Genomic DNA, 26,419 nt, shown 5'->3' with positions numbered 1-26,419 from the left:
TACTAAAAAAGTGAGCTCTCCTGCTCACTTTGTGTATTGTTCATTCAGACTATGGAGTAATTATAATCGGATCAGGGAAGGGTTCAAGAACCAGTGGCTTGCATATGGCAGCCGGTTGGCATGTTCCTCCCATACATATAAAATTAGTCATTGTGGTAGTCCCGTCAGGACATCTGATCATGCCTTCACCATGGCATCCTCCGGGGCATTCTGCCGGGTACAGGGTTCCTCCGAATACATCTTTGAGCTCTGTTCTCGAAAGTTTTGTAATGTTTAATTTTTTCATGAGATTAATTTTTAATTATGGTATTGGTTTGTTGGTAACTCACTTATGCTTAGGTGAATAAGTTGAGTTGTTAAGAAGCTAAAATAATTAAATTAATTCATTGGAACAAGATATATTTTTTTAATTATCAGGATTTTAGATAAAATGATTGTTATACGTAAGACAGTATTAAAAGGGGCTATCTCAAGACATGAGATAGCCCTTTTTATGATGATAAAATTTTCTAAGAACGTTATTTTTTAATCGCTTTAATGGCTTTTACAGTTCCATCTTCCATGTGAAGATTGATCAGGTATAGCCCTGAATTCAGTTCAGAAAGATTAAGTTCGTTGCTTGGGCTAAAAGTTTTTACCTGTCTGCCTGAAATATCACTTACGATGATAGATTTTACTCCTTTTATATCAGAAATTTTCAATACATCTTTAAATGGATTAGGATAAACAGAAACATCAGCTTTCTTACTTAGGTTGATATCTGAAGTAGCAAGTACATCCTGAACACTTAAGGTATAATCTTCTGCCTGACCTTGGTTAAGATCCGCGCATGGATCAGATAATTCTGTTCTTACAGAAGTTGATGAGCTGTTAAAATGATATTTAATTCTCATTCTTGTATTTCCTAGAGCAGCAGTAGCAGGAACGGCAATGGTTTTATTAACGGTTAAAGGAGTACCGGTACCTCCTGCAAAGTCAGAAGTGACAAAGTAAGATTCACCAGCATCGGCAAAACTTCCATTTTGATTCCAGTCTATGAATACAGTAAATCCAAATCGGTTAGTAGTTCCTACTGAGGTTCCTGTCATGGTTATTGGATAAGAGGTTCCTCTTATAACACTGGCTATTTTATTCGTGAAGTTTTCCTGGCCGTCACCTGTATTGGCAGTAGCACTGGAGGCATTTGTCATATCACTGAAAATAACATTGGATATTGGATATACACCCAATTTAGCAAGAAGAGGTCCACAATAAGGAGCAAAAGGATTAGCAGCGGTGGTGAATGAAATTTCCGGACATCCTGTGGCATCACCTAAAGCATTGGTTGGAGTCACGGTTGTATATAATGTCGTGTTTGCAGGAAATGCACTGGATGCTGTAGGAGTATAGAATGCATTAAATGTAGTTCCGTTATAGATATTAGAACCACCAGAGGTAGTACCAACTTTAATTTTGTAAGATTCTGCTCCGGCCGTTGCTGCCCAGGAAATCTGCTGACGAACGGACGCTCCGGTTGCACCACTGACAGGAGCACTTATAGTAGTACATGCAGGTGCTGCTGTAACCTCCTGTTTAATTTTTACATTATCTATAAAGCTGTAGAAATCATAAGTGGTTCCCGTAGTACCTACAGTCTGAATTCGGAGTATAAAATTTCCGTTTACATTAGCACTTTCAGGAATTGTAGCTGTATAGGAGGCGCAGGTTTGAGCTGCCGCAGTTAATGTAATAGGAGCACTTACTGCCGTATACGAAGTACCACCATTTGTAGAGTATTCCACATTAATATTACCTCCAATTAAACTGGAAGTATCATAAGCAACCGTTGAATATGAAAAAGAAATATCAATTTTTTTTCCATTGGCCGTTACACTCGCTGGTTTGGTGTATAACAGGTTTATAGTTCTGTTGGCAGTACTGGAACCATATGATTCAGCACCTATGGATATGGCGCCGTCACAATTCCCTACAATATATGTTGTAGGAGTTCCGGTGTATCCACCTGTAATTGTAAATCCAGGATAAGTTCCGTTTTCAAAACTTTCTGTGACTAAAATCTGAGCGCTGCCCATTATAGAGAGCGCCGTAAAGCTCAAGAATAGTAATTTTTTCATATTGGTAAAAGTTTTATTTACCAATATAATACTATTTTGTTATAAAACCAAATATTTAATATAATTTACATTTGATAAGTAATTTAATTATGTTTTTGATCTTAATTTAAATAGTTTTGAGTGTTTTGCTCTTTTTGGTTGAAATTGCCAATTTTGTATTTGAATAGGTGGGGATTAATTATCTAAGGATTTTCTTTCGAAATTTCATCATGATGCTTGAGGTATAAAGGCAGGGCAGCAGAACCATACCAAGGGAAAATTTCATAACTGAAAACGCCAGCCTGAACTGCAGGATCTGTTTTTACCCATTGCTCAGCTTCTTCTTTAGATTTGGTATTGAAAATAAACATACCGCGGTAGTTTTCCTTATTCTTTTCAAGGAAAGGCCCGGCCACAACAATTTTACCTTCATCTGCCAGTTTACCGATATTAGCCATGTGACCTTTCATAAGTTCGCCCATTTTGGCTTTGTCTTCAATCTTAACGGAACCTGAGGTCAGCATAACGATTGTATAAGGTTTCATCCCATATTTATCGGCTCCTAAAGAGGTGGCCAGTTCCTGATTGAATTTCGGTTTTTCTGTTTTCTGCTGGGCAAAAGACAATCCTGCAGCCAGAATGGTAAGGGTGAGGGAAGTTTTTAGATTCATATTTTTAGTTTTTAATTCTTAAAAATTCTTTCGCCAGTTCAATCATTTTTGGATCTCCTGTGTATTTGCCATGCTCATCAGAAAGTTTCACCGTAGGAATCCATTCTTTATTGGGAGCCTGTACACCGATGAGTTTCATCACGATATTCATTGGCTTCAGTCCCACATCATTGGTAAGGTTGGTTCCAATTCCGAATGAGATCCCAATTTTTCCTCTGCAGTAATTGGTAATTTCTTCTACTTTTTCAAGGTTTAAAGCGTCAGAGAAAATAATATATTTAAACATCGGATTGATGCCGTTTCTTTGATAGTGAGCAATTGTTTTGTCTGCAAATTCTAAAGCATCACCGCTGTCATGACGAACACCATCAAAAAGTTTAGCAAATTTTTTGTCAAACTGCTGGAAGAAAACATCTGTAGTATAGGTGTCAGACAATGCTACTCCAAGATCTCCTCTATACACATCTACCCAATGCTCCAATGCCATTTCATTAGCCATTTTGAATCCGTATTCGGCAGCATGGAACATGAACCATTCATGAGCGTGTGTTCCGATTGGCTTTACACCATATTTCATCGCAAAATGAACGTTTGAACTTCCGATGAAAGTAGAATCTTTTTTCTGGGTTAAAGCTTCCATCACCAGATTCTGTACCTTGTAAGAATGTCTTCTTCTTGTTCCAAACTCTGCGAATGTTACCCCAAGTCTGCCTAATGAATCTGCTTTTTCAAGAGTCTTGCTCATGACCACCTGGTTGGAATCTCTTTCCATATGATTCATTTCATAATGAAGTTCACTGATGAGTGCCAGCAAAGGAACTTCCCAAAGAATTGTTCTGTACCAAAGCCCTTCTACAATCACGGAAAGATCACCTCCTTCCTGATGTATTTTTACTTCAGACGGATCGAAGTGATAACCTTCTAAAAAATCAAGATAAGGAAGATCTATATAAGGACATGTTCTTGCCATGAACTTTTTTTCGTCTTTCGTAAGTTTAAGTTCTGCCATTTTATTCACAGCTTCTCTTAAAGCAACGTCAAATCCTTCCGGAAAGTGGTGTTTTCCCCTGTTGATAAATTCATATTTTACAATAGAACTTGGGAATAGCTTCACCACAGCATTCTGCATGGTTATTTTATAAAAATCATTATCCAGGATAGAGTTTAGTCTTACGTCGTTCATAATATGTGTAATTTTAACGCAAATATAAATATAAAAAATAAAATCCCCTAAATGTAAGGCGTTTTTTTTGAAATATTTCCATGCTTTTGATGGAGTTATTTTCCAGGTTAAGAATTATACGACCAAATTTCTTTCCCTGCCGGTAATATAGTATCTCATTTGAGAGTTTGATCTATGTGTAATTTTACACTGGCATTTTGTATGGTAATGCTATAAAATCATTGTCAAGTATTGATTTTAAGGGTAATGTGGACATTTTTTTGTAATAAAATTTAATAATTTAATTTTGTTCTCCATATTTATTTAGGCAGTAAAATGAAAAAGTACAGGTTTATAAGCGTTTTTGTTTTTCTATTAGGCTATTTTTTCTATCTAGTTTCGGAGATTCTTTCTTTGCCAAAAGGTGCAGGCTATTTTTATCCTGTTGACGATGTTTATATTCATTTGGAAGTAGCAAAAAATATAGCGGATAATTTTTTATTTTCCATCAACTCAAATTCATTTGATCCGGCATCTTCATCTATATTGTATAGTTTCCTTTTGAGCCTTTTGATAAAAGTCTTTGGGAATTCATCTTATTACCCTTTGTTTATTAATCTTACGTTTGGGATTTTAGCAAGTTTTTACGCAGCCAATTTTGTTGTCTATCAATATGGAAAGAAGTTTGCACTGTTTTTTGCTCTTCTGCTGCAGCCATTAGCAATGATTTATCTTTCCTCTATATTAGGGATGGAGCATACCCTTCACATATTCCTAATAGTCCTGTTTTTTATTTTTTATAATAAATTGGCTTCAGGAGATTTGAAGGCTTTCTCATATATATTAATAGTTGTTTTTTTTCTCGGAGCAGTAAGATTTGAAAGTGTGTTTTTTATTTCTGCAGTTATTTTTGTTTTAATAGGTCAGAAGAAATTTAAACAGGGCTTATTGATTGGTCTTGTCGGATTTTCTCCAATGATTGTATATGGAATATATTCTCTTCTTATGGGAGGTTTGTTTTTCCCCAATTCGGTGCTTGTAAAAAGTAATTTTCATGTTTCAGATCTGGAAAGTTTGATAACAATGTTGAAAAGCAAGTTTTTGAGTATGGATTATATCAAATATTTGCTTCCTTTCAGCATATTTTATTTGATGTATGCTTTTTCCAGGTATAGAAATGTAAAACTTCAAAGAGTTTTTGAAATGGAAGCATTGCCAATCATCATTTTGCTTACTTCCTATGGACAGCTCATTTTTGGAATAATGACATTTAGATATGAAAATTATTTGATGATTGCCTATCTTTTTATTGTAATTAAAATTTGCGATTTTTATTTTAAAACTTCAGATTTCTCTATTCCTAAGCTTTTTACTGTTTTATTTATAGGCTATTCGGTAGTTTTTGGACTATTTAAAATGTATTGGTATCATCCGGTTTTATATACGGATTCTAAAAATCTTTACTACAATCAATATAAGCTTGCGCAGTTTTTAAAAAAATATTACCATTCTGAGACAATTGTAGCCAATGATATTGGCGCAATTACCTATTTTGCAAATATTGAAGTTTTAGATATGTATGGATTGGGAAGTACGGATGTTGCAAAATATAAATATAACAACTCTGGTGAGAATGATTTTTCATATTTTATGGGAGAATTGAGTAACCGTAAAAATGCGAGAATTGCTGCAATATATCCGGAATGGTTTGTGGGACAAATTCCCAAAAATTGGATTCTGGTGGGAAAATGGAAGATGAATGATTTCAGGAATCCTAATATAAGGTATGTCAATTTTTATGCTGTTACAAAAAATGACATACCTTATTTAAGAAAAAGTTTAAAAGAGTTTAATATAATTACTTCCCAAGATAAGAGTTATACATCCAAACTTCTTTCTCCTGTTCGGTAATATAGTCGCTCATTTGCGAATTTGTACCTTCATCTCCAGCTTCATCCGTAATGTCTAAAAGTTCTCTCTGCAGATCAATCACTACTTTGAATGAACTTAGAATCTGTTCAACACTTTTGGTGCCGTCAGTAACTTCTTTACTTTCTTTAATAGTAGCTACTTTTAAATAATCTGAATAATTGTGTGCAGGGGTTGCTCCTAACGTAAGGATTCTTTCTGCAATTTCATCAATCTTTAATACAAGGCTGTTGTACAATTCCTCAAACTTCGGGTGAAGGGTAAAGAACTGCTCTCCTTTAATATTCCAGTGAGAACCTCTTGTGTTCTGATAGAATACAGAATAGTTAGCCAACAGTACGTTTAGTTTTTCTGAAATTTTTTTACAATCGGCTTCTTTAAGGCCAATGATACTAGCATTTTTCATATGTATATATTTATTTTTAAGATGAGGTGCAATCACTGCTTTCATTAAGTATTGCATGAAGCTTTATTGTTGTGATTGACAGTATATCATTTGTATATCACAAATTTACGAAATATCGTGCCGAAGTCCTCCCATTGTTAATAGATCATAACTATAAGAAAGTTTTTAAATATAGTTTGGAAGTATTAATATTGCAGATTATGAAAAGCTTTTTGATTACGGCGGCGGTATTTTTCGGGATTTGTTTGGTTTATATCCTTATCATGCTGTCTACCACAGAGAAGAATTTTACCTATATTGTGGATGATGCCTATATTCATATGGCTGTTGCGAAGAATTTTGCTTTACACGGAGTTTGGGGAATGACAAAATATGCCTTTTCTTCATCCTCATCCTCTCCAATTTTTACATTGATTCTAAGTGCTCTGATTTCTGTTTTTGGAAATCATATTCTTATACCTCTGGTTTTTAATTTATCTGCAGCTTGTTTGCTTGTAGCAGTGCTCACTAAATATTATTCAAATTATTTGAACAAAACAAAGCATATTGTAGCAACCTGTTTATTTACTCTTTTTCTGGCAGTAATGCATGTACAGGTAGTAGCAGGGATGGAGCATGTGCTGCAGGTACTGATTATTGCGGTTAATATATATTGTTTTCAAAAATGGTTTGCAGGCAATTTTAAGAACAGTGTTTTTTCTTTCGGGTTCTATTGTACTATTCTTTTATTGGGGCTTATAAGATTTGAAAGTATGTTTTACTTCCTGTCACTTGCGTTCGTGTTTTTACTGATCAGAAAATTTAAAGATGCTGCCCTTGTCCTTTTTATAGGTTTCCTTCCGATTCTTTTGTTTGGATATTTTAATGAACAGCAAAGCGGATATTTTTTTCCTAATTCCGTTGTTGTAAAAGGAGCTTTGATTGATTTTTCTGGAAATGTAATAAGCCAGATTGCTGAGATTATTTTTTGGAAATTATTTTTAAACATTACTTTCTATAAGATAGGAGTCTTTCCGCTCTTAATCATTATTGTCTTGTTATATAAGGATTATAAGAGTAAATTGGATTTTCAGCAAATACTAAAAAAGAACTTTCTTCTTATCGTTTGGGCTTTTACGTTGATCTTACATTGTCTGCTGGGTGATGTGAAAATTATCTTCAGATATGAAGCTTATTTGTTGACCGCTTTTGTCATGATTTTGGTTCCAGGGCTTACCGATTTTATCAGGGAACCTTTACTTTCATTTAGAAAAGATAAAGTAACAGGTATTTTTATTCTTGCTAATACAGTATTATTATTGTACAAATTTGGGTTTGCCCACTTTATTATTACCTGTGGGAGCGCAAATATTTATGAACAGCAGATACAGTCTGCAAGATTTCTGAAAAAGTATTACAATACTTCAGATATAGTGGCTAATGATATAGGAGCCATCTGTTATTATACCGATATTCATTTGTTAGATGTTATTGGACTAGGATCTAAGGAAATGGTAGATATTAAAGTCAGAAAAAATGTATTTGATGATGAGGTGGAAGAGTTTCTTACGAGGTATACCCAAGAAAATCACTATCAGCTGGCTATCATTTATGAGAAATGGTTTGATGGTCATATCCCTGAAAGCTGGAAAAAAATTGCTGACCTGGAAGTTAGCGGGAGGAGTATAGTGTTAGGAGATAGACATGTAGTCATCTATTCAATAGATCCTCTGAACTCTGATATATTGAAAAAAAATGTGAAAAATTTTAATTGGAACAAAAATGTAACGGTTACTGTGTTTGAATAAATGAAATTTCATAATTATTTAATACTCATTTTTTAAACTGCAAAATCTGTTATAGCTGATCTCTTTTCCTTTTATATATTATGTTTCTTAGATAAACATTCTGAAACCTGTTGTATTTTGCTGTAAGTATTTGATTTTAATTTTTATATAAGTGTTTGCAGATTAAAAAAATATTACTATTTTTGCACCCTAAAATAAAAAGCAATTAAATGCCTACTATTCAACAATTAGTAAGAAAAGGAAGAGCCACGCTTGCCAAGAAGAGCAAATCGGCTGCCCTTGATTCTTGTCCACAAAGACGTGGTGTATGTACGAGAGTATATACAACTACACCTAAGAAACCTAACTCTGCACTTAGAAAAGTAGCAAGGGTAAGACTTTCTAACGGTAAAGAAGTTAACGCCTATATCCCGGGCGAAGGACATAATCTTCAAGAGCACTCGATAGTATTGGTTAGAGGCGGAAGGGTGAAAGACCTACCGGGAGTACGTTACCACATCGTAAGAGGTGCATTAGACACCGCTGGTGTAAATGGAAGAACTCAGAGAAGATCTAAGTACGGAGCTAAGAGACCTAAACCAGGACAAGCAGCTGCTGCACCTGCAAAAGGAAAGAAAAAATAATCATTAAATAAGGTACAAAAGCAATGAGAAAGACAAAAGCGAAAAAAAGACCGTTGTTACCAGATCCGAAATTTAATGATCAATTGGTAACGAGATTCGTAAACAACTTAATGCTTGACGGTAAGAAGTCAATCGCATTCAAAATTTTCTATGATGCATTAGATATCGTAGAAACTAAAAAAGGAGAAACTGAAAAAACTGCACTTGAAATTTGGAAAGATGCACTTACAAATGTAATGCCTCACGTAGAAGTACGTTCTAGAAGAGTAGGTGGAGCTAACTTTCAGATTCCAATGCCAATCAGAGCTGACAGAAAGATTTCTATGGCAATGAAATGGTTAATTAGCTACTCTAAAAAGAGAAATGATAAGTCTATGGCTTTGAAATTAGCTAATGAAGTAGTAGCTGCTTCAAGAGAAGAAGGTGCTGCTTTCAAAAAGAAATCTGATACTCACAAAATGGCGGAAGCTAACAAAGCTTTCTCACACTTTAAATTCTAATTAGAAATGAGTAGAGATCTTAAATTTACAAGAAATATTGGTATTGCCGCTCACATTGATGCTGGTAAAACTACTACTACAGAAAGAATCTTATTCTATACAGGGGTAAACCACAAAATTGGAGAAGTTCACGATGGTGCTTCTACAATGGACTGGATGGAGCAGGAAGCAGAAAGAGGTATTACTATTACTTCTGCTGCAACTACTTGTTCTTGGAACTTTCCAACAGATCAAGGAAAACCTGTTGCAGACACTAAACCTTATCACTTCAACATTATCGATACACCGGGACACGTTGACTTCACTGTAGAAGTAAACAGATCTTTAAGAGTATTAGATGGATTGGTATTCTTGTTCTCTGCAGTAGATGGAGTAGAGCCTCAGTCTGAAACAAACTGGAGACTTGCTGACAACTACAAAGTTGCAAGAATGGGATTCGTAAACAAAATGGACAGACAAGGTGCTGACTTCCTTAACGTGGTAAACCAGGTTAAAGACATGTTAGGATCTAACGCAGTTCCAATCGTTTTACCAATCGGTGCTGAAGAAGATTTCAAAGGGGTTGTTGACTTAATTAAAAACAGAGCTATCATCTGGGATGAAGCAGGACAAGGAGCTACTTTCGAAGTAGTGCCAATTCCTGAAGATATGAAAGATGAAGTTTTAGAATATAGAGAGAAATTAGTAGAAGCTGTTTCTGAATATGACGAAACTTTGATGGAGAAATTCTTCGAAGATCCAGATTCAATTACAGAAGAAGAAATCAATGCTGCATTGAGAGCTGCTACTATCGATTTATCTATTATCCCAATGACTTGTGGTTCTTCATTCAAGAACAAAGGAGTACAGTTTATGCTGGATGCAGTATGTAAATACTTGCCTTCTCCATTGGATAAAGATGATATCAAAGGTACTGATCCAAGAACAGACGCTGAAATTACAAGAAAGCCATCTGTAGATGAGCCTTTTGCAGCTTTAGCATTTAAGATTGCGACTGACCCGTTCGTGGGAAGATTAGCATTCTTCAGAGCATACTCTGGAAGACTTGATGCTGGTTCTTATATCTTGAACACTCGTTCAGGAGATAAAGAAAGAATCTCTAGAATCTATCAGATGCACGCTAACAAGCAAAACCCAGTAGAATATATTGAAGCTGGTGATATTGGTGCAGCAGTAGGATTCAAGTCTATCAAAACTGGTGATACAATGTGTGATGAGAAAAACCCGATCATTCTTGAATCTATGGTTTTCCCTGATCCGGTAATTGGTATCGCTGTTGAGCCTAAAACTAAAGCTGACCAGGATAAAATGGGTAACGCTCTAGCTAAACTGGCTGAAGAAGATCCTACGTTTACTGTTAGAACTGACGAAGCTTCTGGACAAACGATTATCTCTGGTATGGGTGAGCTTCACTTAGATATCATTGTAGACCGTATGAAGAGAGAGTTCAAGGTTGAAGTTAACCAGGGACAGCCTCAGGTAGAGTACAAAGAAAACTTAACAAAAGTTGCTCAACACAGAGAAGTTTACAAAAAACAATCTGGTGGTAAAGGTAAATTTGCTGATATTGTATTTGAACTAGGACCTGCAGACGAAGGTAAAGTTGGTTTAGAATTCATCAATGAGATCAAAGGTGGTAACGTTCCTAGAGAATTTGTTCCTGCAATTGAAAAAGGATTTAAAGCTGCAATGAAGAACGGTCCATTGGCTGGTTTCGAAGTTGAAGGTATTAAAGTTACTCTTAAAGATGGATCTTTCCACGCAGTGGATTCTGATGCTCTTTCATTTGAAATGGCTGCTAAATTAGGATTTAAAGAAGCGGGACGTGCTGCTAAGCCAGTAATTATGGAGCCAATTATGAAACTGGAAGTTGTAACTCCGGAAGAATATATGGGTAACATCATTGGTGACCTTAACAAAAGAAGAGGTACTATCAGTGGTCAGGAAGAGAAAAACGGTGCTGTTGTAATCAAAGGTTCTGTTCCACTTTCTGAAATGTTTGGATATGTAACTACTCTAAGAACACTTTCATCAGGAAGAGCTACTTCTTCTATGGAATTAGAGAAGTACCAAGCTACTCCACAAAACGTTGCTGAAGAAATCATAGCTAAAGCAAAAGGTTAATTTTTAAATTAAAGAAATGTCACAAAGAATCAGAATAAAACTAAAATCTTACGATTACAACTTGGTAGACAAGTCTGCTGAGAAAATCGTAAAAACGGTAAAGGCTACTGGTGCTGTTGTAAACGGTCCAATTCCATTGCCAACGAACAAGAGAATCTTCACAGTGTTGAGATCTCCGCACGTAAACAAAAAAGCAAGAGAGCAGTTCCAACTTTCAGCTCACAAGAGACTAATGGATATCTACTCTTCTTCTTCTAAAACTGTAGATGCTCTAATGAAATTAGAACTTCCTTCAGGTGTAGACGTTGAAATTAAAGTGTGATAAATGCATACTTTGCAATGATTATACAGATCCGTTCCTTTTTAGGGACGGATTTTTTTTATTTAATATATTCATAAGACCAATTTTTTTAATCATTTTATGGGATTTTAATTCCGATTAATTTTCAGTTAAAAATGGATTGCGGATCTGATATCAATTACGATTGTATTTATATTTAGACTGCTAAAAATAACAAACAGTTTATACAAATGATTAAGAAAAAAAATTTTGTATTGAAGAAAATGTTCAATGCAAAACAGGCGGTAGCCTTTTTGGGAATTGTTCCTATGTTTCTATTGGTTTCATGCCATAGTGATAAAGATGAATATAATAATGAGCTTACTGCTTTCCCTTCAAATGTGATCAGTACACCTATATTGACCTCCAGTTTTACTGATGTTGTTGCAGAATCGCAATCACCTATTAATATTGAAACTTCAAAAGCAATTGCTTTTCACAGTACAGATCCTATTATCCATTATGGAGCAGTTACGCTGGATTCAGTCGTTAATAATGAAGGAGAAAATCTGAAAGTAAATGTTAATAATACGGATAATGCCAACAACTATGTTACAGTAAATGGGAAAAGATATAATCTTGTCAACTTCCATTTTCATTACAACAGTGAACATACAATTGATGGTAAGTACAGTACCATGGAAATTCATTTTGTGAATGTAGCAGCAGACAATTCCTATGCTGTTATAAGTGTTTTAGTGGATGTTGGAAACGGTAACGCATCGCTGCAAAATTTATTTGCTCAATCCCCGGCAGTAAGCAATGGGATTACCTCTTCAAAAGCCGTATTTTATATCACCAGTTTACTGCCGGCAGATCAGCGTCAATATTACACCTATAGCGGATCATTAACTACTCCTAATTTTGGTGCCAGCTCTGCGCTAACCAATGAAGGTCCGGTAACCTGGTTTGTATTTAAAAACAAACAACAAATATCCACGGATCAATTTAATTCATATAAATTAATTTATACGGAACCGAATTTCCGCCTTGTTCAACCTTTAAATGGCAGAGCTGTATATGTTAATGCCGGCTCTTGATTAGATAGTCTGGACGAGAGTTCAGATAAGAGATAAGACATCAAAAACTGATAACTTATTCATTAAATTATAGCTAAAAGCAAGTTCGCAATCCGGTGAACTTGCTTTTTTTTGATTATACTTTCCATAACCATAAAAATTCCTGATAGGATAACCTCTAATGATTAATATGATCTGTTTGGAGATCTTAAAGAGTCTTTGGGAAGGATTGATGATCTGATATTAATACTTCTTTTTAGGGTGACATATGTCACTTGTTTTCATTTATTTAGAATTAATAAAAATAATAATTTTGCAAAAAATTATCAGATGAATAAAGTAGTATCCTTTTCTCTGCTATTATTAGGTGGGGTTTTTGCCAATGCGCAGAAAGTAAATGATTCAGTAAAACACAAGAAAATTGAAGAAGTAGAACTGTTTGGTGAGAGAAAGAAGCAGCCGCAAGGTCTTGATGCCATTACAAGATTGCCTTTGAAAACCAGAGACCAGATTCAGAGTATTTCAGTAATCTCCCATAAAGCAATTGAAGAATTAGGAGCGCTTACAGTCACTGATGTTGCCAAAAATGTTCCGGGAGTAACTTTATTTTCAAGTTATGGTGGAGGAAACGAAAGTATGTCCATCAGAGGATACCGTGGAGTCCCCGTATTGAAAAACGGCGTTCAGCTGGATTCAGATTTCCGTACTGCAGGGATGATCACAGATATGCAGGGAGTAGAAAGTATTCAGGTGATCAAAGGATCTGCTGCCATTGGCCAGGGAATAGGAAATGGTCTTGGATCTGCAGGAGGAGTGATCAATGTGGTGACGAAAAGGCCACAGTTTATTGATCAGACTAATGTAGGATTCCGTTATGGAAGCTGGGATTTTTACAGACCTACAGTAGACTTCCAGAGAGTATTGGATTCTCAGGGTAAAGTAGCGGTTAGATTCAATGGGGCGTATCAGAATAATAATTCATTCAGAAGCCATGTTAAAGGAGAAAGAATTTATGTAAATCCATCAATTGCTTTCCGTCCGGATGATAAAACATTAATCAATGTGGAAATGGATTATCTACATGATAAAAGAACACCGGACAGAGGAACTATTAACCTTGCTCCGGGAACCGTTGAAGCATTATATCATATGCCAAAAGGGAAGTTTTTAGGATATGCATCTGATTATTCAAAAACAGAAACTTTCAATTTCGCTACGACAATCGTTCGTAACCTTACCGATAAATTAAAAGTAAGAGCAGCTTTCGTTAATTCTGTAAGCAACACTGATTCAGAAGCTTCATCTGTATCATTACCGGAAGGTGAAACGAACTATAATATCAGACAGCGTACCATAGGAAAATCGCAGGGTGAAGATATCAATAAAGTATTACAGTTAGACTTCATCGGAGAACAGATAAAAACAGGATTTATTAATCATACATTCCAGGTTGGTTTTGACTGGAGAGAGACAGAAACTTCATCAACAACTTATGAAGCTTATAAAAACTCAATTGCACCTGGGAATTTAATTACCGCTCGTGCTACAAAAATCGGAAGTACAACTTATGCTGCCAATCCACTGGATATTTTTGATGTAGTAAACGGAAGTATTCCGAATCAGCTTCCTGTAAATGTTATTTACAAAAGCCTTGGAAGGTCAAACCCAGTACTGACACCAAGTATCGGGGCTATGGCTCAGGATGTAATGACGATCGGGAAATATGTGAAAGCACATTTAGGAGTCCGTTACAGCAGATTGAATGGTTCTGCTAACGAGTCTGTAGATACATGGAATCCTAATTTCGGATTAATTGTTTCTCCGCTTCCAAATGTGAACGTATTCGGATCATACACCACAACAACCTCTTTAAGATCTTCCAATAACTTCCTTTTAGATGGAGGAAGAGTAGGCCCATCAATGACTAAGCAGTGGGAAGCAGGTGTTAAATCAGACTGGTTCAATGAGCGTCTTAGATTTAATGTAACAGTATTTGACATTAAAACGGGTCACCTTTCTTTCACCATCCTTGATGAAAATTACAACCCTGTAGTAATTGACAAACAAACCATGTATGGTCTTGCAGGAAATCTTAGAAGAAAAGGAGTAGAAGTAGAATTAATCGGAAGAATTCTTCCCAACCTTCAGGTGATGTCTGGATGGGCTTATCTGGATGCACAATATCAGGACAGCCCGGCTTACATCAATGGATCTGCACCAATGAATGCTCCTAAGCACACTGCAAACGGATGGTTGAATTATAAATTCAACAAAGGAACTTTATCAGGACTTGATGTAGGTGCAGGAATTTACTATGTAGGAAAAAGACCGGTTGATGAATGGACTCAGAAAACATTTACAGCAGGCCACCTGAACAGTGTGAAACCGGGAGATAAACCTTTCGATATGCCGGAGTACACTACGGTAGATGCTCAGGTAGGGTATGCTATGAAAAACGGAATGGGAATAAGAGTATTCTTTAATAATATTTTTGACAGCGTAGGGTACAGCTCTTATTTCAGAGGAGGATATATCGATCAGATTCAGCCAAGAAACTTTGCTGTGCAGGTAAACTATAAATTCTAACTTGAAAAAAATATTATGAAAATTACCAAAACAGTATTTTTATCATTGATTGGCATAGCTGGTTTAGCTTCATGCTCCGAAGAACATTTGTCCGAAGAAGAACTGAAAACAGCCAGAGAAAATATTGAAAGACATTACACTGATCCTAAAAGCATATACTCTTGGGGTAACATTTCTCCATGGAAGGATCATTGGAATAATCCTTTTTATACAAAAACCTTTTCACCTGCTCAAATCGGAAAGAGTATCTTAGCAGAAGAAAGACAAAACCTGGAATATCGGTTCTCAGAAAAAATCAAATAAGATAATTTCAAACATTCATATCAATTTTAATTAAAAAACATTAAGACAGAATTTCTGTTTTAATGTTTTTTTTAATCAGTATTTATTATGTCTGATTCCTGTTAATTTTATACATTTATTATTCTAAAAATAAAGATCATGAGCCATAAAGGGAATAGTTTTTTTGAGAAATTTTCAAACTGGGCTGTAAAATTTACAGGAAGTGCCTATGCTTTTGTTGGGGCTTTTCTTATCGTTTTGGTATGGGCAGTTTCCGGTCCTTTCTTTGACTACTCTGAAACCTGGCAGTTGGTAATTAATACCGGAACGACAATCATTACCTTTTTGATGGTATTTTTGATTCAAAAAGCCCAGAATAAAGACTCAAAAGCAATACAAATCAAATTGAATGAACTTATTGCTGCCCATGAAAAAGCAAGCAACCGAATTGTAGATATTGAAGATCTTACAGAAGCAGAATTGGATCAGCTTCACATCTATTATGAGAAACTGGGTGAACTTGCTAAAAAAGATGCGGATATTCATACTTCCCATTCCATTGACGCTGCCCAGAGAAATCAGGATTATAAATATGAGTTCTTTAAAAGAAAACATGAAGAATGGATGCAGAAGCAGGAGCAAAAAAAGGAATCTAAATGATTCCTTTTTTTATTGAGTTTAAAACTGTTATCTCATAAAATAGCTGAAATAACTACAGCTTCCCATCAGGTTCTTCGTTGTTTCAGTATCAGAATACTGAGCTTTCAACTGAGCAAAATAGGTTCTGTATTTTTGATTTTTAAGATTATCCATTTCTTTTTGACGGGCATCTTCTTTCTCTGACCATTTTGGATCAGAATAATCAAAATCTTTTGGAGCTTTAGCTTCATACTGGTAATATTTACCCTGTTCGGCACTAGCCATCTGGAATAAGATTCTTGCTTTTTCTTCCTTGTTGTTGGAAAGTTTAAGTGCCTTTTGATAGTAATTGATGCTCAGATCAAAATTATCAGGCTCAATATAAGACGTGTCCAGGAAGTTTTTATAATAATACTTGTAAGGATTCTTTCTGTCTGTATTCCAGAAGTCGTATTTTCCTCCGTTGCTGTTGTCAATATCCATGACAAACAATTCACGGTAATATCCTAAAATAGAAGTATTGTACAGTAAGTTTCCTACAAGCTGATTGGCTTTTGCAGCTTTTTCACCTGTTCCGTTTCCAATCTTTTTCAGTTGAATCAGTGCATCTGCCAGTTCAAGTTTATCCATGCTTGTTTTGATGAAAGGGAAATCAGTATAGTTTTCTGCTTTCATACTTTCGGTATCAGCACTTCCGAAGCTTTCCCACACATTATGCCCGAATACAAGATTTGAAATATTTTTAAATCCGTTGTATTCGGCAGGAGTATATTGTTTTGGGGTGATGGTTTGACCGCTTTTTTCATTCCAGTCATAATTTTGTCTTGGAATACCGGCAAAGCTTTTTGCTTTTTCGTAATACGCTTTTGCTTTTTCAAAGTCGGCAAGTCTCATCGCTCTGTCTCCGTAAATGGTGCTGAAGAATGCATCTACATTTCCTACACTATCCATGTTTTTTGCAATGATTTGCTGTTCAAACTGCGTTTTGTTAGGTTTTCTGTAAAACTCTTCCACACTTTTTACCAAACTTGAATTCGGGTTATATTGGAGATCCGAAAGTTTGTTATTCATAAGGAAAGATTTTCCGTCCTCTCCCTGAAGGAAATAACGGTTAGCAATCACATCTTTAAGGAAATCCGCGGTAGACGGAACTTCCCCATAATAATCGAAATTATCTGTTGTTGCCGTATCTTTCACTACTTTTTTCTCAACAAAATACTCTGCATAATCTTTCATCAGGTGATCTTCATATTCCGCATCAATTTTAGGCTGAGAAACAATATCATTAAGAACTTTCATTCTTTTGATCTCTTCCAGATATTCAGGATTGGTCGTTTTGATATCGTTCAGAATTTCTGAGCTTGTTTTATAGTCTTTCTTTAAAAACTTAAGATACGCATCAGCAATCTGCCAGTATTCATCTTTAGATTTTTCTTTGGTTTTATCGGTAAATTTCTCAAGGCTGTCAAGGAAATCCTGAGTTTTTTCATCGTAATAATATGCCGTTCTATTATAGAATGGGATTCTGTCCGGATTGCTGAACAACTCGTCATCACTTTGGTCAGCTTTGGCATTATCACTAGTTTTATCAGACTTGGAACCTCCAAAAAGATTTTTGAAGAACCTTACAATTTTCTGCCAGAAAGAAAGCTTTTCTTCTCTTACTTCCGGTTTTGTCTGATCTGCTGATTTATCCTTTGAAGTATTATCCGTTGAATTTTCCTTTGCTGATGTCTTTTGAGCATCGGAAGTATAATAATAAGTAGGAAGATAGCTTCTTTCCAGTTCATTAATACTTCTGGCAGCCATTACTTTCAAAATCTCGGAATCAGGATTAATTTCATACATCTTTTCCATCATCGGAATAGGATTGTTGAAGTCTTCGTATCCTAAAAGGAAATAAGCCATGTTTTTTTCATCATTCGTATTGGCTCTTTTCAGGATATTACTGAAAGAAGCCGTATCAGAGAGCTTCATAGAAACAAATGCCGATTCCTTACGGTCTTTACTGTTCATGAATACCTGGAAAAAATTCCAGTTGGCATCACTGTTCATTTCTAATCCTCTCTGTGCTCCTGCCAGCTGATCCAGGGACATAAAGTAAACCGATCCTTTTAGTTTTATAGGAGCCACATGAGTTTTGAAGGCCTGCACAGCAGAATCATAGTTTCTTGTATAATGATTCAGACGTACCAACTGGTAGCCGTAACGTTGTTTGATTTCAGGATTTCTTGCAGCGTTGTATAAAGAAGTTAAAGCTGCAATGGTTTTATTATAATCAATAGCTGTGGCGTTTTTTCTGTTGGCATCTCTGTCATAATAAAATGAGTTTTCACTTTCTACATAATTGATGCTCATAAAGGGTTCAAGATATTTGGCTTCAATCAAATAATCAATGCCTTCCTTATACTTTTGGTAAAATCCGGTACCTAATTTTTGTAAAAGAGGATTGGTGGGATTTCCGTTCTTTAAAGCATTCAGATCGTTCATACTGATCTTATACACCAGATTCTGGGTTTCAGAATAGCTAAGCTGATTGTTGAAGAACTTTTTCCAGGTTTCAATATTGTCATCAGGAATCAATGATGGGTTGTATCCTCCATAAAATCTGCTTGAATAATTGTGCAGAAAAGGAAGATAAGCCTTGTCCTTAATGATAGTTTGTGTAAAAAGGTTGAAGTAATCATAATCAGGATCTGACCACGCGCACGCATCAGATTTTGTATAGAAAAGTGATACAACCGCAAGTGAAAGAATGTACTTTTTCATAGGGTGTGTAGTGTGTTTTTTAGTTTCTTAATAATTTATGGTTTGGTCTTGACTATTGGTGTGTCTCAATCTCAGAGAGATTTAAAATTCCGATCTATCACAAATTTACTATCTAATTGATAATAAATAATAGTAAAATGCGGGATTTTTTTCTGTAAAAACTGAATAACATCTTCAAGCTGTTCTTCAGAAATTTCCTCTACCTTTACTGTAAAGCCTTTGTTTAAATAACTTCCAAAGTAGAATCCGTCTTTCAAAACTTCAATTTCATGATCGGAAATCTTTTTAAAATTTGGATTTTCAAGATCTCTTTTGGATAGAGCATTAATCAGTTTGTGTTTATCCAGATGGTTGGTAACAATTCCCCAAGAATAAATAGGAAGTGCTACTTCAATTTTTTTGATAGGGTAATCTTCCATTTTTGAAAGATAGCTTTTCAGAATATTCACATCCAGAATAGAATTCTTGTCAGATTTTTCCAGAGGTGATGAAGTAGAGTAGCACATGAGGTATACTTTTTCCACAGGAGGAATTCCGGTCTGCTTTTTATCTTTTACCTGATGAAGACGAAGCGTGCAGGTAATTTCTTTTCCGGAAACTCTTTTGAGTTCTTTCAGAAATTTGAAATAATCATTTCTTGTGCCGGCAGTCCAGTCGCAGTCGATTTGAATTTCATTATTGGTTTTCAGATGGTATTCTTTCGCTTTCTTTTGAATTAAATGGTGGATGCTTTCCGCCAAAAATTTGATCTCATCTGCAGAAATACCCAGCAGGGTCTGATTGGTAATGAAAACCGTAGGGACAATCTGTTTGTTAGTTTGAAAACTCTGGTCTTTGGTAATGACTGCCACCGGCTGAAATTTTCCGTTCACTTTATCTACATCAAAAAATCGGGTATATAAATAAGGGGTTGTTGCTTTGTCCAGGGCTTTCTTTTCTTCATTATCAACCTTCAGTTTAGTTTTCCAGTAATAGAAAGTATAAGGGTGATTCTCATTCTTCTTGCATGACACAATAAGAAAAAGGAGGCATATAAACAGGATTTTAAAATTTTTCATTGGTGTAAATCACTCATCAAAAATAAAGATATTTAAGCAGAATATAAACCGTAAAATCACGGTGATTGGCATACAACAAGAAAACCACCCCAGATGGAGTGGCTCTCTCTATATATACAATTTTAACTACTTGTAAAGTTCACTTTCACACTTACAGGTTTCTTTATCTGCGCTTTCGCGGGCTGAGCAGCAGTCCTCAAGATGTAGAATATTTCCTCTTTCGTCCGTAAGGTAAATTTTATCTTTGTCAAATTTCACAAGAAAATTCTCCTCATATTTTTTGAAAACTACTTTCATTACTTTATTGGGAGCATATTTTCCAGCATTTATTTCTTCTGTTGTTTCTTCTCCATTAGCCTGATTTACCTGAACGTATCCAAAATGAACATCACCGCTCTTTTTGATATCCACATAATAATGAGGTGTACCGGTGCCGCTGTATCCTTTCATGATATCAAAGCTTCTGTGTCCGGTAAAAGGAACTTTTACCTGCTGAGCTAAAGTGAAAATACTGATACACAGAATCATTATACTGAAAATCTTTTTCATACATATTTTTTTCAAAAGTAAATATATTTAAGCAAAGCACTCTCCGTAAAAACCCGGTTATTATAGATTATAACAGATGATCTTTTCCGTTGGCAGGTTGTTGTTTGAAAAAACAAAACCACTCCTGAGAGAAGTGGCTTTTCTATAATTAAGTTAAAGTCAAATTAAAAAACAGTTGCCGCAAGCTGAATTCTTGCATATTTATTAGATGGATTCCACATAGCCATCATAGATACAGGAAGATTGTAATGATCAGTAATCTTCACTACTTTTCCTGCTTTTACTCCTACATTTACGATATCAAAGCTGTTTTTGCCATTGCCATATAAAAATGTTTTATCGTTGAGGGCAAATCCGGCTCCTACAAATGCATCCAAATTTACTTTCTCTCCTTTAATGACAGGATAGCTTGCCTGTACATAGGTGGAGTATCTTTTCTTTTTGTAGCTTCCGTCAGTTTCCAGAATAACTTCTCCCGCATTGGCTCCACCGTACAACATAATGTCAGCTTCAATATTGATAGGGAATGAAGGTCCGAAAGTATAGTTCGTTCTTAAATCAATAATATGAGCTGTTCTTCTCTGTGAATAGCTGAAAATATCGTCGGCAGCTACTGCAGTATTGATGTTTCGGGAATTATAAAGATCCCATAATCCAATATAAAAACGTCCGTCAGAATACTGAACATAATAGTTGATTTCCTTATAATGAGTATTGTCCTTATCATCCGCTAATGCAGACGCACCCCAAATTCCTACCTTCCATTTCTTTTCCGCATCCAAGGCATAAGAAAGATTTCCCATTACAACAGGTTTGTCTGTAATAATAAGCCCTCTCCATAAGTGGTTGTTCTGAATGTTGGCTGTAAAATCAAGTCTTCCTTCTTTGGTTTCCTTGGTTTCGCTGCTTTCCTGTGAAAATAATCTTCCTGTTCCTATCGCAAGAAGGAAGATTCCTTTTAAGACTTTTTTCATCATCTGTTTTTATTTTAAAAATCCATATAAAACTGCTGCAATAACAGCTCCTGTAATAGGACCTACCACGGGAATCCAGGCATATGACCAATCGCTGTTTCCTTTTACAGGTAAGATAGCGTGCATGATTCTTGGGGCAAGGTCTCTCGCAGGGTTAATGGCATATCCTGTAGTACCTCCAAGCGATAAACCTATTACCCAAACAAGAAAGGTAACGGGGATAGCACCTACAGTACCCAATCCCACTTTGGCTGTTGGATCTGCCTGTAGAGAAATACTCGGATCAGAAAAATGAAAAATAACAAATACCAGAACGAAGGTTCCAATGATCTCACTGATCAGATTAGAAGATGTTTTTCTGATGGCAGGGCTTGTACTGAAACAAGCCAGTTTAGCGCCTTCATCTTCCGTAATCGCAAAATGATCTTTATTGAAAAGCCATACCAGAAAAGCACCCAGCATTCCTCCAATCATTTGAGCTGCAATATAAGAAGGAACCAGATCCCAGGAAAATTTTCCTGCAGCGGCAAGACCAATGGTTACAGCCGGGTTCAGGTGAGCCCCACTTATTGGGCCGGCAACGGTTACTCCTACAAATACGGCGAGTGCCCATGCGGTAGTAATAACGATCCATCCGGAATTATTTCCTTTCGTATCTTTTAAGACAACATTGGCTACAACACCGTTGCCTAACAATATAAGAAGCATCGTCCCGATAACTTCTGCAATAAATGGGGTCATATAAGTTTTTTTTAATAAGTGAATTAATCTTCTATCCAGCTTTGAGCGCTTTTTACGGCTTTCTTCCAGAAATGGGTCATTTTATCTACCTGCTCCCTGCTCAATTGAGGGTGGAAGTCTTTATCTATGATCCATTGTTCCTGAATTTCATCAATATTTTTCCAGTATCCTACAGCAAGTCCGGCAAGATAAGCTGCTCCTAGTGCTGTTGTTTCAAGTGTTTTGGGTCTTGTGGTTTTAAAACCGAATAGGTCAGACTGTATCTGCATCAGAAGATCGCTTGCAGAAGCACCGCCATCTACTCTTAATTCAAGGCTGGCTCTTCCGGAATCTGCTTCCATTGCTTTTACAATGTCATACACCTGAAATGCGATTCCTTCCAGTGTTGCTCTTGCAATATGTCCGTCAGTAGTACCACGGGTAATTCCTACAATAGTACCACGGGCATATTGATCCCAGTAAGGGGCTCCAAGGCCGGTTAATGCCGGTACAAAATATACTCCGCCATTATCTGGTACAGAAGCAGCCAATTTATTCACCTGATCAGAAGAATTAATGATTTTAAGACCGTCTCTCAGCCATTGAATAGCTGCACCTCCTACAAATACACTTCCTTCCAGTGCATAATTTACTTCTCCATTGATTTTCCAGGCTACGGTGGTTAATAGGTTGTTTTTAGAAGAAACAGCTTCGGTTCCTGTATTCATTAATAAGAAACATCCTGTTCCGTAGGTGTTTTTTACCATTCCCGGAGTAGTACACATCTGCCCGAATAAAGCTGCTTGTTGGTCACCTGCAATTCCGGCAATCGGGATTTTGGTAGAGAATAGAGTAGTGGCAGTTTCGCCATATACCTCACTGCTTTGCTTTACTTCCGGAAGAATATTTTTAGGAATGTTGAATAATTCCAATAAATCATTATCCCATTCTAAGGTATGAATATTCAGAAGCATTGTTCTGCTGGCGTTGGAAACATCTGTGATGAACATTTTTCCACGGGTAAGTTTCCATACAAGCCATGTGTCAACAGTTCCGAAGCATAGTTTTCCTTCTTCAGCTTTTTGTCTTGCTCCTTCTACATTGTCAAGAATCCATTTTAATTTGGTAGCTGAAAAATAAGCATCCAGAACAAGTCCTGTTTTCTCTTTGATCTTCTCTGCGTGTCCCTGTTCTTTCAGTTCGTCACAATATTTGGAAGTTCTGCGGTCCTGCCATACAATGGCGTTGTAGATGGGTTCACCGGTTTCTTTGTCCCAAACAATTGTGGTTTCACGCTGATTCGTAATCCCAATAGCAGCTACTTCCAGTCCGGAGATTCCTGCTTTCGCTATAATTTCTGCTGCTACGGAGATTTGTGATGACCAGATCTCGTTTGGATCGTGCTCTACCCATCCCGGCGTAGGGAATATCTGTTCGAAATCTTTTTGCGATACATATTTGATTTCTCCGCTGTGATTGAAGAGAATCGCTCTGGAGGAAGTTGTTCCCTGGTCTAGAGCGAGAATTAGTTTTTCATTCATGTATATAATGCTAATTTAGGTTGATAACTTTAGGGGAATAAGGGGTCAATAAATATCCTCTTGCTAATTCTATAAATTCGTTTTCCTGCTGCTGAGCCCACTCTTCAGAATATCCTTTTTCTTCAGCAATGATTCCTGCTACATTATGAGCACTGTCTATAGCAGCTCTCGCATCCAGGAATAGTAAGCGGACTCTTCTGGCCAGAATATCCTCAATGGTTTCTGCCATTTCTGTTCTTACCGCCCATACAACTTCCGCTACAGTGAAAGGGTGATCCGGATGGATTTTTTGCGCATAACGGGGATTGCTTTGCTGCAATTTTTTTATAGCTGGAATATCAGATCCGTAAACGTACAGGTGATTGGTTCTGTCTACCTGTTCTGGTTTTACATTTCCATGAATGGAAAGATGCTCTGTTTTAGATGGGCTGTTTCCAAGTCTGTGGACTTTCATAGCTTCGTCTACTGTATCTTCGGCCATTTTACGGTAAGTAGTCCATTTTCCTCCGATGATAGAAACTAGTCCGGTATCTGAAGTAATCACTTTATGGCTTCGGGAAACCTCTTTTGTACTTTTGCTTCCGTCTTTAGGAGCGGCAAGTGGACGAAGGCCTGCGAAAACTGATTTTACATCTTCACGAGTTGGTTTCTTAGATAGATATTGTCTGGCGGTATTTAAAACAAAACTAATTTCTTCTTCTAAAGCACGAGGTTCGAAATTTTCATCCTTTAAAAGAGTATCCGTAGTTCCTACTAAAGCTCTGTCATGCCATGGAACCACAAATAAAACCCTGCCGTCTGAAGTTTTCGGAATCATGATGGCATCATCACTTTTAAGGAAGGATTTATCCAGTACAAGGTGAATTCCCTGACTCGGTACAACCAGTTTACCGTGCCTAGGATTGTTCATATTAAGGATGTCATTCGTAAATACACCGGTTGCATTAATGACTACTTTCCCGTGAATCTGATATTGCTCCTTAGAAAACTGATCTTCTGCAACCACTCCCATTACTTTATCAGAGTCATCTTTTAAAAGGTTGACTACTTTTACATAATTTACAGCACTTCCGCCTTTTTCAATGATTGTTTGAGTAAGGTTAACCGCAAGTCTGGCATCGTCAAATTGCCCGTCCTGGTAAACAACACCGCTCATTAAGTGGTTTTGTTCAATAGTAGGAAGTTTTTCAACGGTTTTTGATTTGCTGATGTATCTTGTTTTACCCAAACTTAGTTTTCCGGCAAGGAAGTCATAAACGGACAGCCCTATTTTATAATAGATTCCTCCCCACCATGTATAGTTTGGAATAATGAAAGACTGATTTTTTACAATATGTGCTGCGTTTTTTGCTAAAAGTCCTCTTTCCTTTAATGCTTCTTTTACCAATCCGACATCTCCCTGGGCAAGATATCTAACTCCGCCGTGTACCAATTTGGTACTTCTGCTGGATGTTGCTTTCGCAAAGTCATGAGATTCTAGCAATAATGTTTTGAATCCTCTGCTTACCGCGTCTAATGCTGAACCTAAACCACTGGCTCCTCCTCCTATGACTATAAAGTCCCATTCTTTTACATTGGTTAACTTACTGAGTTCTTCGTTTCGTTTCATAAATGTTTCGTTTATGTTTCGTTTTCAAATATATAAATTAAAAATGAAAGCAAAAAGAAAATAAATGAAATTTTAAGATGTAAAAATAAAATGGTATTTTTGAGGAAACGAATAAAATGGAAAAGCTACTACCAAGGCAGGATGAAATACTGAAAGAGCTTGATGATAAAGGGCATGTACTTGTTCAGGATCTGTGTGAAAAGCTCAATGTTTCTTCGGTTACGATCCGAAAGGATCTGAACTATCTCGAAAGTCTGGGGCTTCTTTTCAGAAATCATGGAGGAGCAAGTAAGCAGGTAAGATATGCTTATGAAAAAAATGTAGGAGAGAAAGAGAGTATCAATGTGGAGGCGAAACAGGCTATTGCAAAAGCAGCTTTGTCATTGATCCAGGAAAACGACAGTATTATACTGGCTTCCGGAACCACAATGCATTATCTGGCAAGAATGCTGGTGAACTTTGGTCCGCTTACTGTACTTACATCTTCTTTGAGAGTTGCTATTGAACTTTGTAATAATCCTAATATAAATATTATACAGCTTGGGGGGGAAGTTAGAAAAAGCTCTACTTCTATAGTGGGCTCCATTTCCGAAGGGATCCTTAAGCAGTTTTCCTGCAATAAACTTTTTCTAGGTGTAGACGGTATTGATCCTGAATTCGGAATCAGTACTTCCAATGCGGCGGAAGCTCATCTCAACCAGATTATGATGGAATGTGCGGATCAAACTGTGATTTTAGCGGATTCCTCAAAATTGAATAAGAAAGGCTTCGGGAAGATTGCGGCTTTGGATCAGGTGGATTATCTGATTACCGATAATGGTATTTCCGATGAGGGCAGGGCGGAATTGGAGGAAATGGGCGTGAGTGTTTTAGCGCAATAATGCTGTTATCTTAAATTCTTTTTAAAAATCAAAATAAATCTTGGGAAAATTAGTTCTGAATTTTTTCAAAATCATCTAATTGATTAAAAATCAAAATATTTTACGCTAAATATTTGTCAGTTACAAAATTATTCATACATTTGCACACTCATTTTAG

Annotated in this window: 23 protein-coding genes; 11 read left to right on the top strand and 12 right to left on the bottom strand. The window is 36.3% G+C overall.

Features of this window, described 5'->3' with window-relative positions:
* Positions 1–49: 49 nt before the first annotated feature.
* The 4 genes from CLU97_RS01060 to pncB form a co-directional block, all read right to left on the bottom strand.
* Positions 50–286, bottom strand: coding sequence for a hypothetical protein (locus CLU97_RS01060; RefSeq protein ID WP_121486307.1), 237 nt, complete (start codon positions 284–286; stop codon positions 50–52).
* A 232-nt stretch (positions 287–518) separates the two neighbouring features.
* The gene (locus CLU97_RS01055) at positions 519–2,114 is read right to left on the bottom strand and encodes a GEVED domain-containing protein (RefSeq protein WP_147436402.1); all 1,596 of its coding nucleotides are present in this window, start codon (positions 2,112–2,114) and stop codon (positions 519–521) included.
* A 182-nt stretch (positions 2,115–2,296) separates the two neighbouring features.
* Positions 2,297–2,764 carry a YciI family protein gene (locus tag CLU97_RS01050; RefSeq protein WP_121486305.1) on the bottom strand — a complete coding sequence of 156 codons (468 nt, stop codon included), beginning with the start codon at positions 2,762–2,764 and terminating at the stop codon, positions 2,297–2,299.
* A 4-nt stretch (positions 2,765–2,768) separates the two neighbouring features.
* Complete coding sequence (gene pncB, locus CLU97_RS01045) at positions 2,769–3,947, bottom strand: nicotinate phosphoribosyltransferase (RefSeq protein ID WP_121486304.1); 1,179 nt, start codon at positions 3,945–3,947, stop codon at positions 2,769–2,771.
* Positions 3,948–4,262: 315 nt separating this feature from the next.
* Between pncB and CLU97_RS01040 the strand changes: the two genes are divergently transcribed.
* Positions 4,263–5,837 carry a hypothetical protein gene (locus CLU97_RS01040; protein ID WP_121486303.1) on the top strand — a complete coding sequence of 525 codons (1,575 nt, stop codon included), beginning with the start codon at positions 4,263–4,265 and terminating at the stop codon, positions 5,835–5,837.
* Here CLU97_RS01040 and CLU97_RS01035 read toward each other — a convergent pair.
* Positions 5,785–6,261: a Dps family protein gene (locus CLU97_RS01035; protein ID WP_079240229.1), complete on the bottom strand. Its 477-nt coding sequence runs from the start codon at positions 6,259–6,261 to the stop codon at positions 5,785–5,787. The two genes, CLU97_RS01040 and CLU97_RS01035, sit on opposite strands and share 53 nt — an antisense overlap.
* A gap of 200 nt (positions 6,262–6,461) precedes the next feature.
* Between CLU97_RS01035 and CLU97_RS01030 the strand changes: the two genes are divergently transcribed.
* The 9 genes from CLU97_RS01030 (at position 6,462) to CLU97_RS00990 (ending at position 16,182) form a co-directional block, all read left to right on the top strand.
* Positions 6,462–8,048 carry a hypothetical protein gene (locus CLU97_RS01030; protein WP_121486302.1) on the top strand — a complete coding sequence of 529 codons (1,587 nt, stop codon included), beginning with the start codon at positions 6,462–6,464 and terminating at the stop codon, positions 8,046–8,048.
* Positions 8,049–8,257: 209 nt separating this feature from the next.
* Positions 8,258–8,671 carry a 30S ribosomal protein S12 gene (gene rpsL, locus CLU97_RS01025; RefSeq protein WP_002983146.1) on the top strand — a complete coding sequence of 138 codons (414 nt, stop codon included), beginning with the start codon at positions 8,258–8,260 and terminating at the stop codon, positions 8,669–8,671.
* 23 nt (positions 8,672–8,694) lie between these two features.
* Positions 8,695–9,171: a 30S ribosomal protein S7 gene (gene rpsG, locus CLU97_RS01020; RefSeq protein WP_034677991.1), complete on the top strand. Its 477-nt coding sequence runs from the start codon at positions 8,695–8,697 to the stop codon at positions 9,169–9,171.
* Positions 9,172–9,177: 6 nt separating this feature from the next.
* Positions 9,178–11,295, top strand: a complete 2,118-nt coding sequence (fusA, locus tag CLU97_RS01015; protein WP_121486301.1) for an elongation factor G — start codon at positions 9,178–9,180, stop codon at positions 11,293–11,295.
* Between the two features lie 16 nt (positions 11,296–11,311).
* Positions 11,312–11,617 (top strand): 30S ribosomal protein S10, encoded by a 306-nt coding sequence (gene rpsJ, locus CLU97_RS01010; protein WP_002661363.1) that lies wholly within the window; start codon positions 11,312–11,314, stop codon positions 11,615–11,617.
* A 209-nt stretch (positions 11,618–11,826) separates the two neighbouring features.
* Entirely contained in the window at positions 11,827–12,675 is an 849-nt protein-coding gene (locus tag CLU97_RS01005; RefSeq protein ID WP_121486300.1) for a carbonic anhydrase family protein, read from the top strand.
* Between the two features lie 309 nt (positions 12,676–12,984).
* Positions 12,985–15,240 carry a TonB-dependent siderophore receptor gene (locus CLU97_RS01000; RefSeq protein ID WP_121486299.1) on the top strand — a complete coding sequence of 752 codons (2,256 nt, stop codon included), beginning with the start codon at positions 12,985–12,987 and terminating at the stop codon, positions 15,238–15,240.
* Between the two features lie 15 nt (positions 15,241–15,255).
* Positions 15,256–15,543, top strand: coding sequence for a hypothetical protein (locus tag CLU97_RS00995; RefSeq protein WP_121486298.1), 288 nt, complete (start codon positions 15,256–15,258; stop codon positions 15,541–15,543).
* 138 nt (positions 15,544–15,681) lie between these two features.
* Positions 15,682–16,182, top strand: coding sequence for a low affinity iron permease family protein (locus CLU97_RS00990; protein ID WP_121486297.1), 501 nt, complete (start codon positions 15,682–15,684; stop codon positions 16,180–16,182).
* A gap of 27 nt (positions 16,183–16,209) precedes the next feature.
* Here the strand turns inward: CLU97_RS00990 and CLU97_RS00985 are convergent, their stop codons facing one another.
* From CLU97_RS00985 to CLU97_RS00955, 7 genes are all read right to left on the bottom strand, one after another.
* Positions 16,210–18,930, bottom strand: coding sequence for a hypothetical protein (locus tag CLU97_RS00985; protein WP_121486296.1), 2,721 nt, complete (start codon positions 18,928–18,930; stop codon positions 16,210–16,212).
* A 71-nt stretch (positions 18,931–19,001) separates the two neighbouring features.
* Complete coding sequence (locus CLU97_RS00980) at positions 19,002–19,988, bottom strand: hypothetical protein (protein ID WP_121486295.1); 987 nt, start codon at positions 19,986–19,988, stop codon at positions 19,002–19,004.
* 126 nt (positions 19,989–20,114) lie between these two features.
* A complete protein-coding gene (locus tag CLU97_RS00975; RefSeq protein WP_121486294.1) occupies positions 20,115–20,537 on the bottom strand; it encodes a hypothetical protein in 423 nt (140 codons plus the stop codon).
* 164 nt (positions 20,538–20,701) lie between these two features.
* Positions 20,702–21,511, bottom strand: a complete 810-nt coding sequence (locus CLU97_RS00970; protein ID WP_121486293.1) for a hypothetical protein — start codon at positions 21,509–21,511, stop codon at positions 20,702–20,704.
* Positions 21,512–21,520: 9 nt separating this feature from the next.
* The gene (locus CLU97_RS00965) at positions 21,521–22,252 is read right to left on the bottom strand and encodes an MIP/aquaporin family protein (protein ID WP_121486292.1); all 732 of its coding nucleotides are present in this window, start codon (positions 22,250–22,252) and stop codon (positions 21,521–21,523) included.
* A gap of 23 nt (positions 22,253–22,275) precedes the next feature.
* Positions 22,276–23,772: a glycerol kinase GlpK gene (gene glpK / locus CLU97_RS00960; protein WP_121486291.1), complete on the bottom strand. Its 1,497-nt coding sequence runs from the start codon at positions 23,770–23,772 to the stop codon at positions 22,276–22,278.
* A gap of 10 nt (positions 23,773–23,782) precedes the next feature.
* On the bottom strand, positions 23,783–25,381 hold the full coding sequence (locus CLU97_RS00955; RefSeq protein ID WP_121486290.1) for a glycerol-3-phosphate dehydrogenase/oxidase: 1,599 nt from the start codon (positions 25,379–25,381) through the stop codon (positions 23,783–23,785).
* Positions 25,382–25,497: 116 nt separating this feature from the next.
* Here CLU97_RS00955 and CLU97_RS00950 point away from each other — a divergent pair, with 116 nt between their 5' ends.
* On the top strand, positions 25,498–26,262 hold the full coding sequence (locus tag CLU97_RS00950) for a DeoR/GlpR family DNA-binding transcription regulator (RefSeq protein ID WP_121486289.1): 765 nt from the start codon (positions 25,498–25,500) through the stop codon (positions 26,260–26,262).
* Positions 26,263–26,419: the final 157 nt, after the last annotated feature.

The sequence above is a fragment of the Chryseobacterium sp. 7 genome, assembly GCF_003663845.1.
In the GTDB taxonomy this organism is placed as follows: domain Bacteria; phylum Bacteroidota; class Bacteroidia; order Flavobacteriales; family Weeksellaceae; genus Chryseobacterium.
The sequence above is the reverse complement of the archived record's forward strand: the minus strand, read 5'-3'. Positions and strand labels throughout refer to the sequence as shown.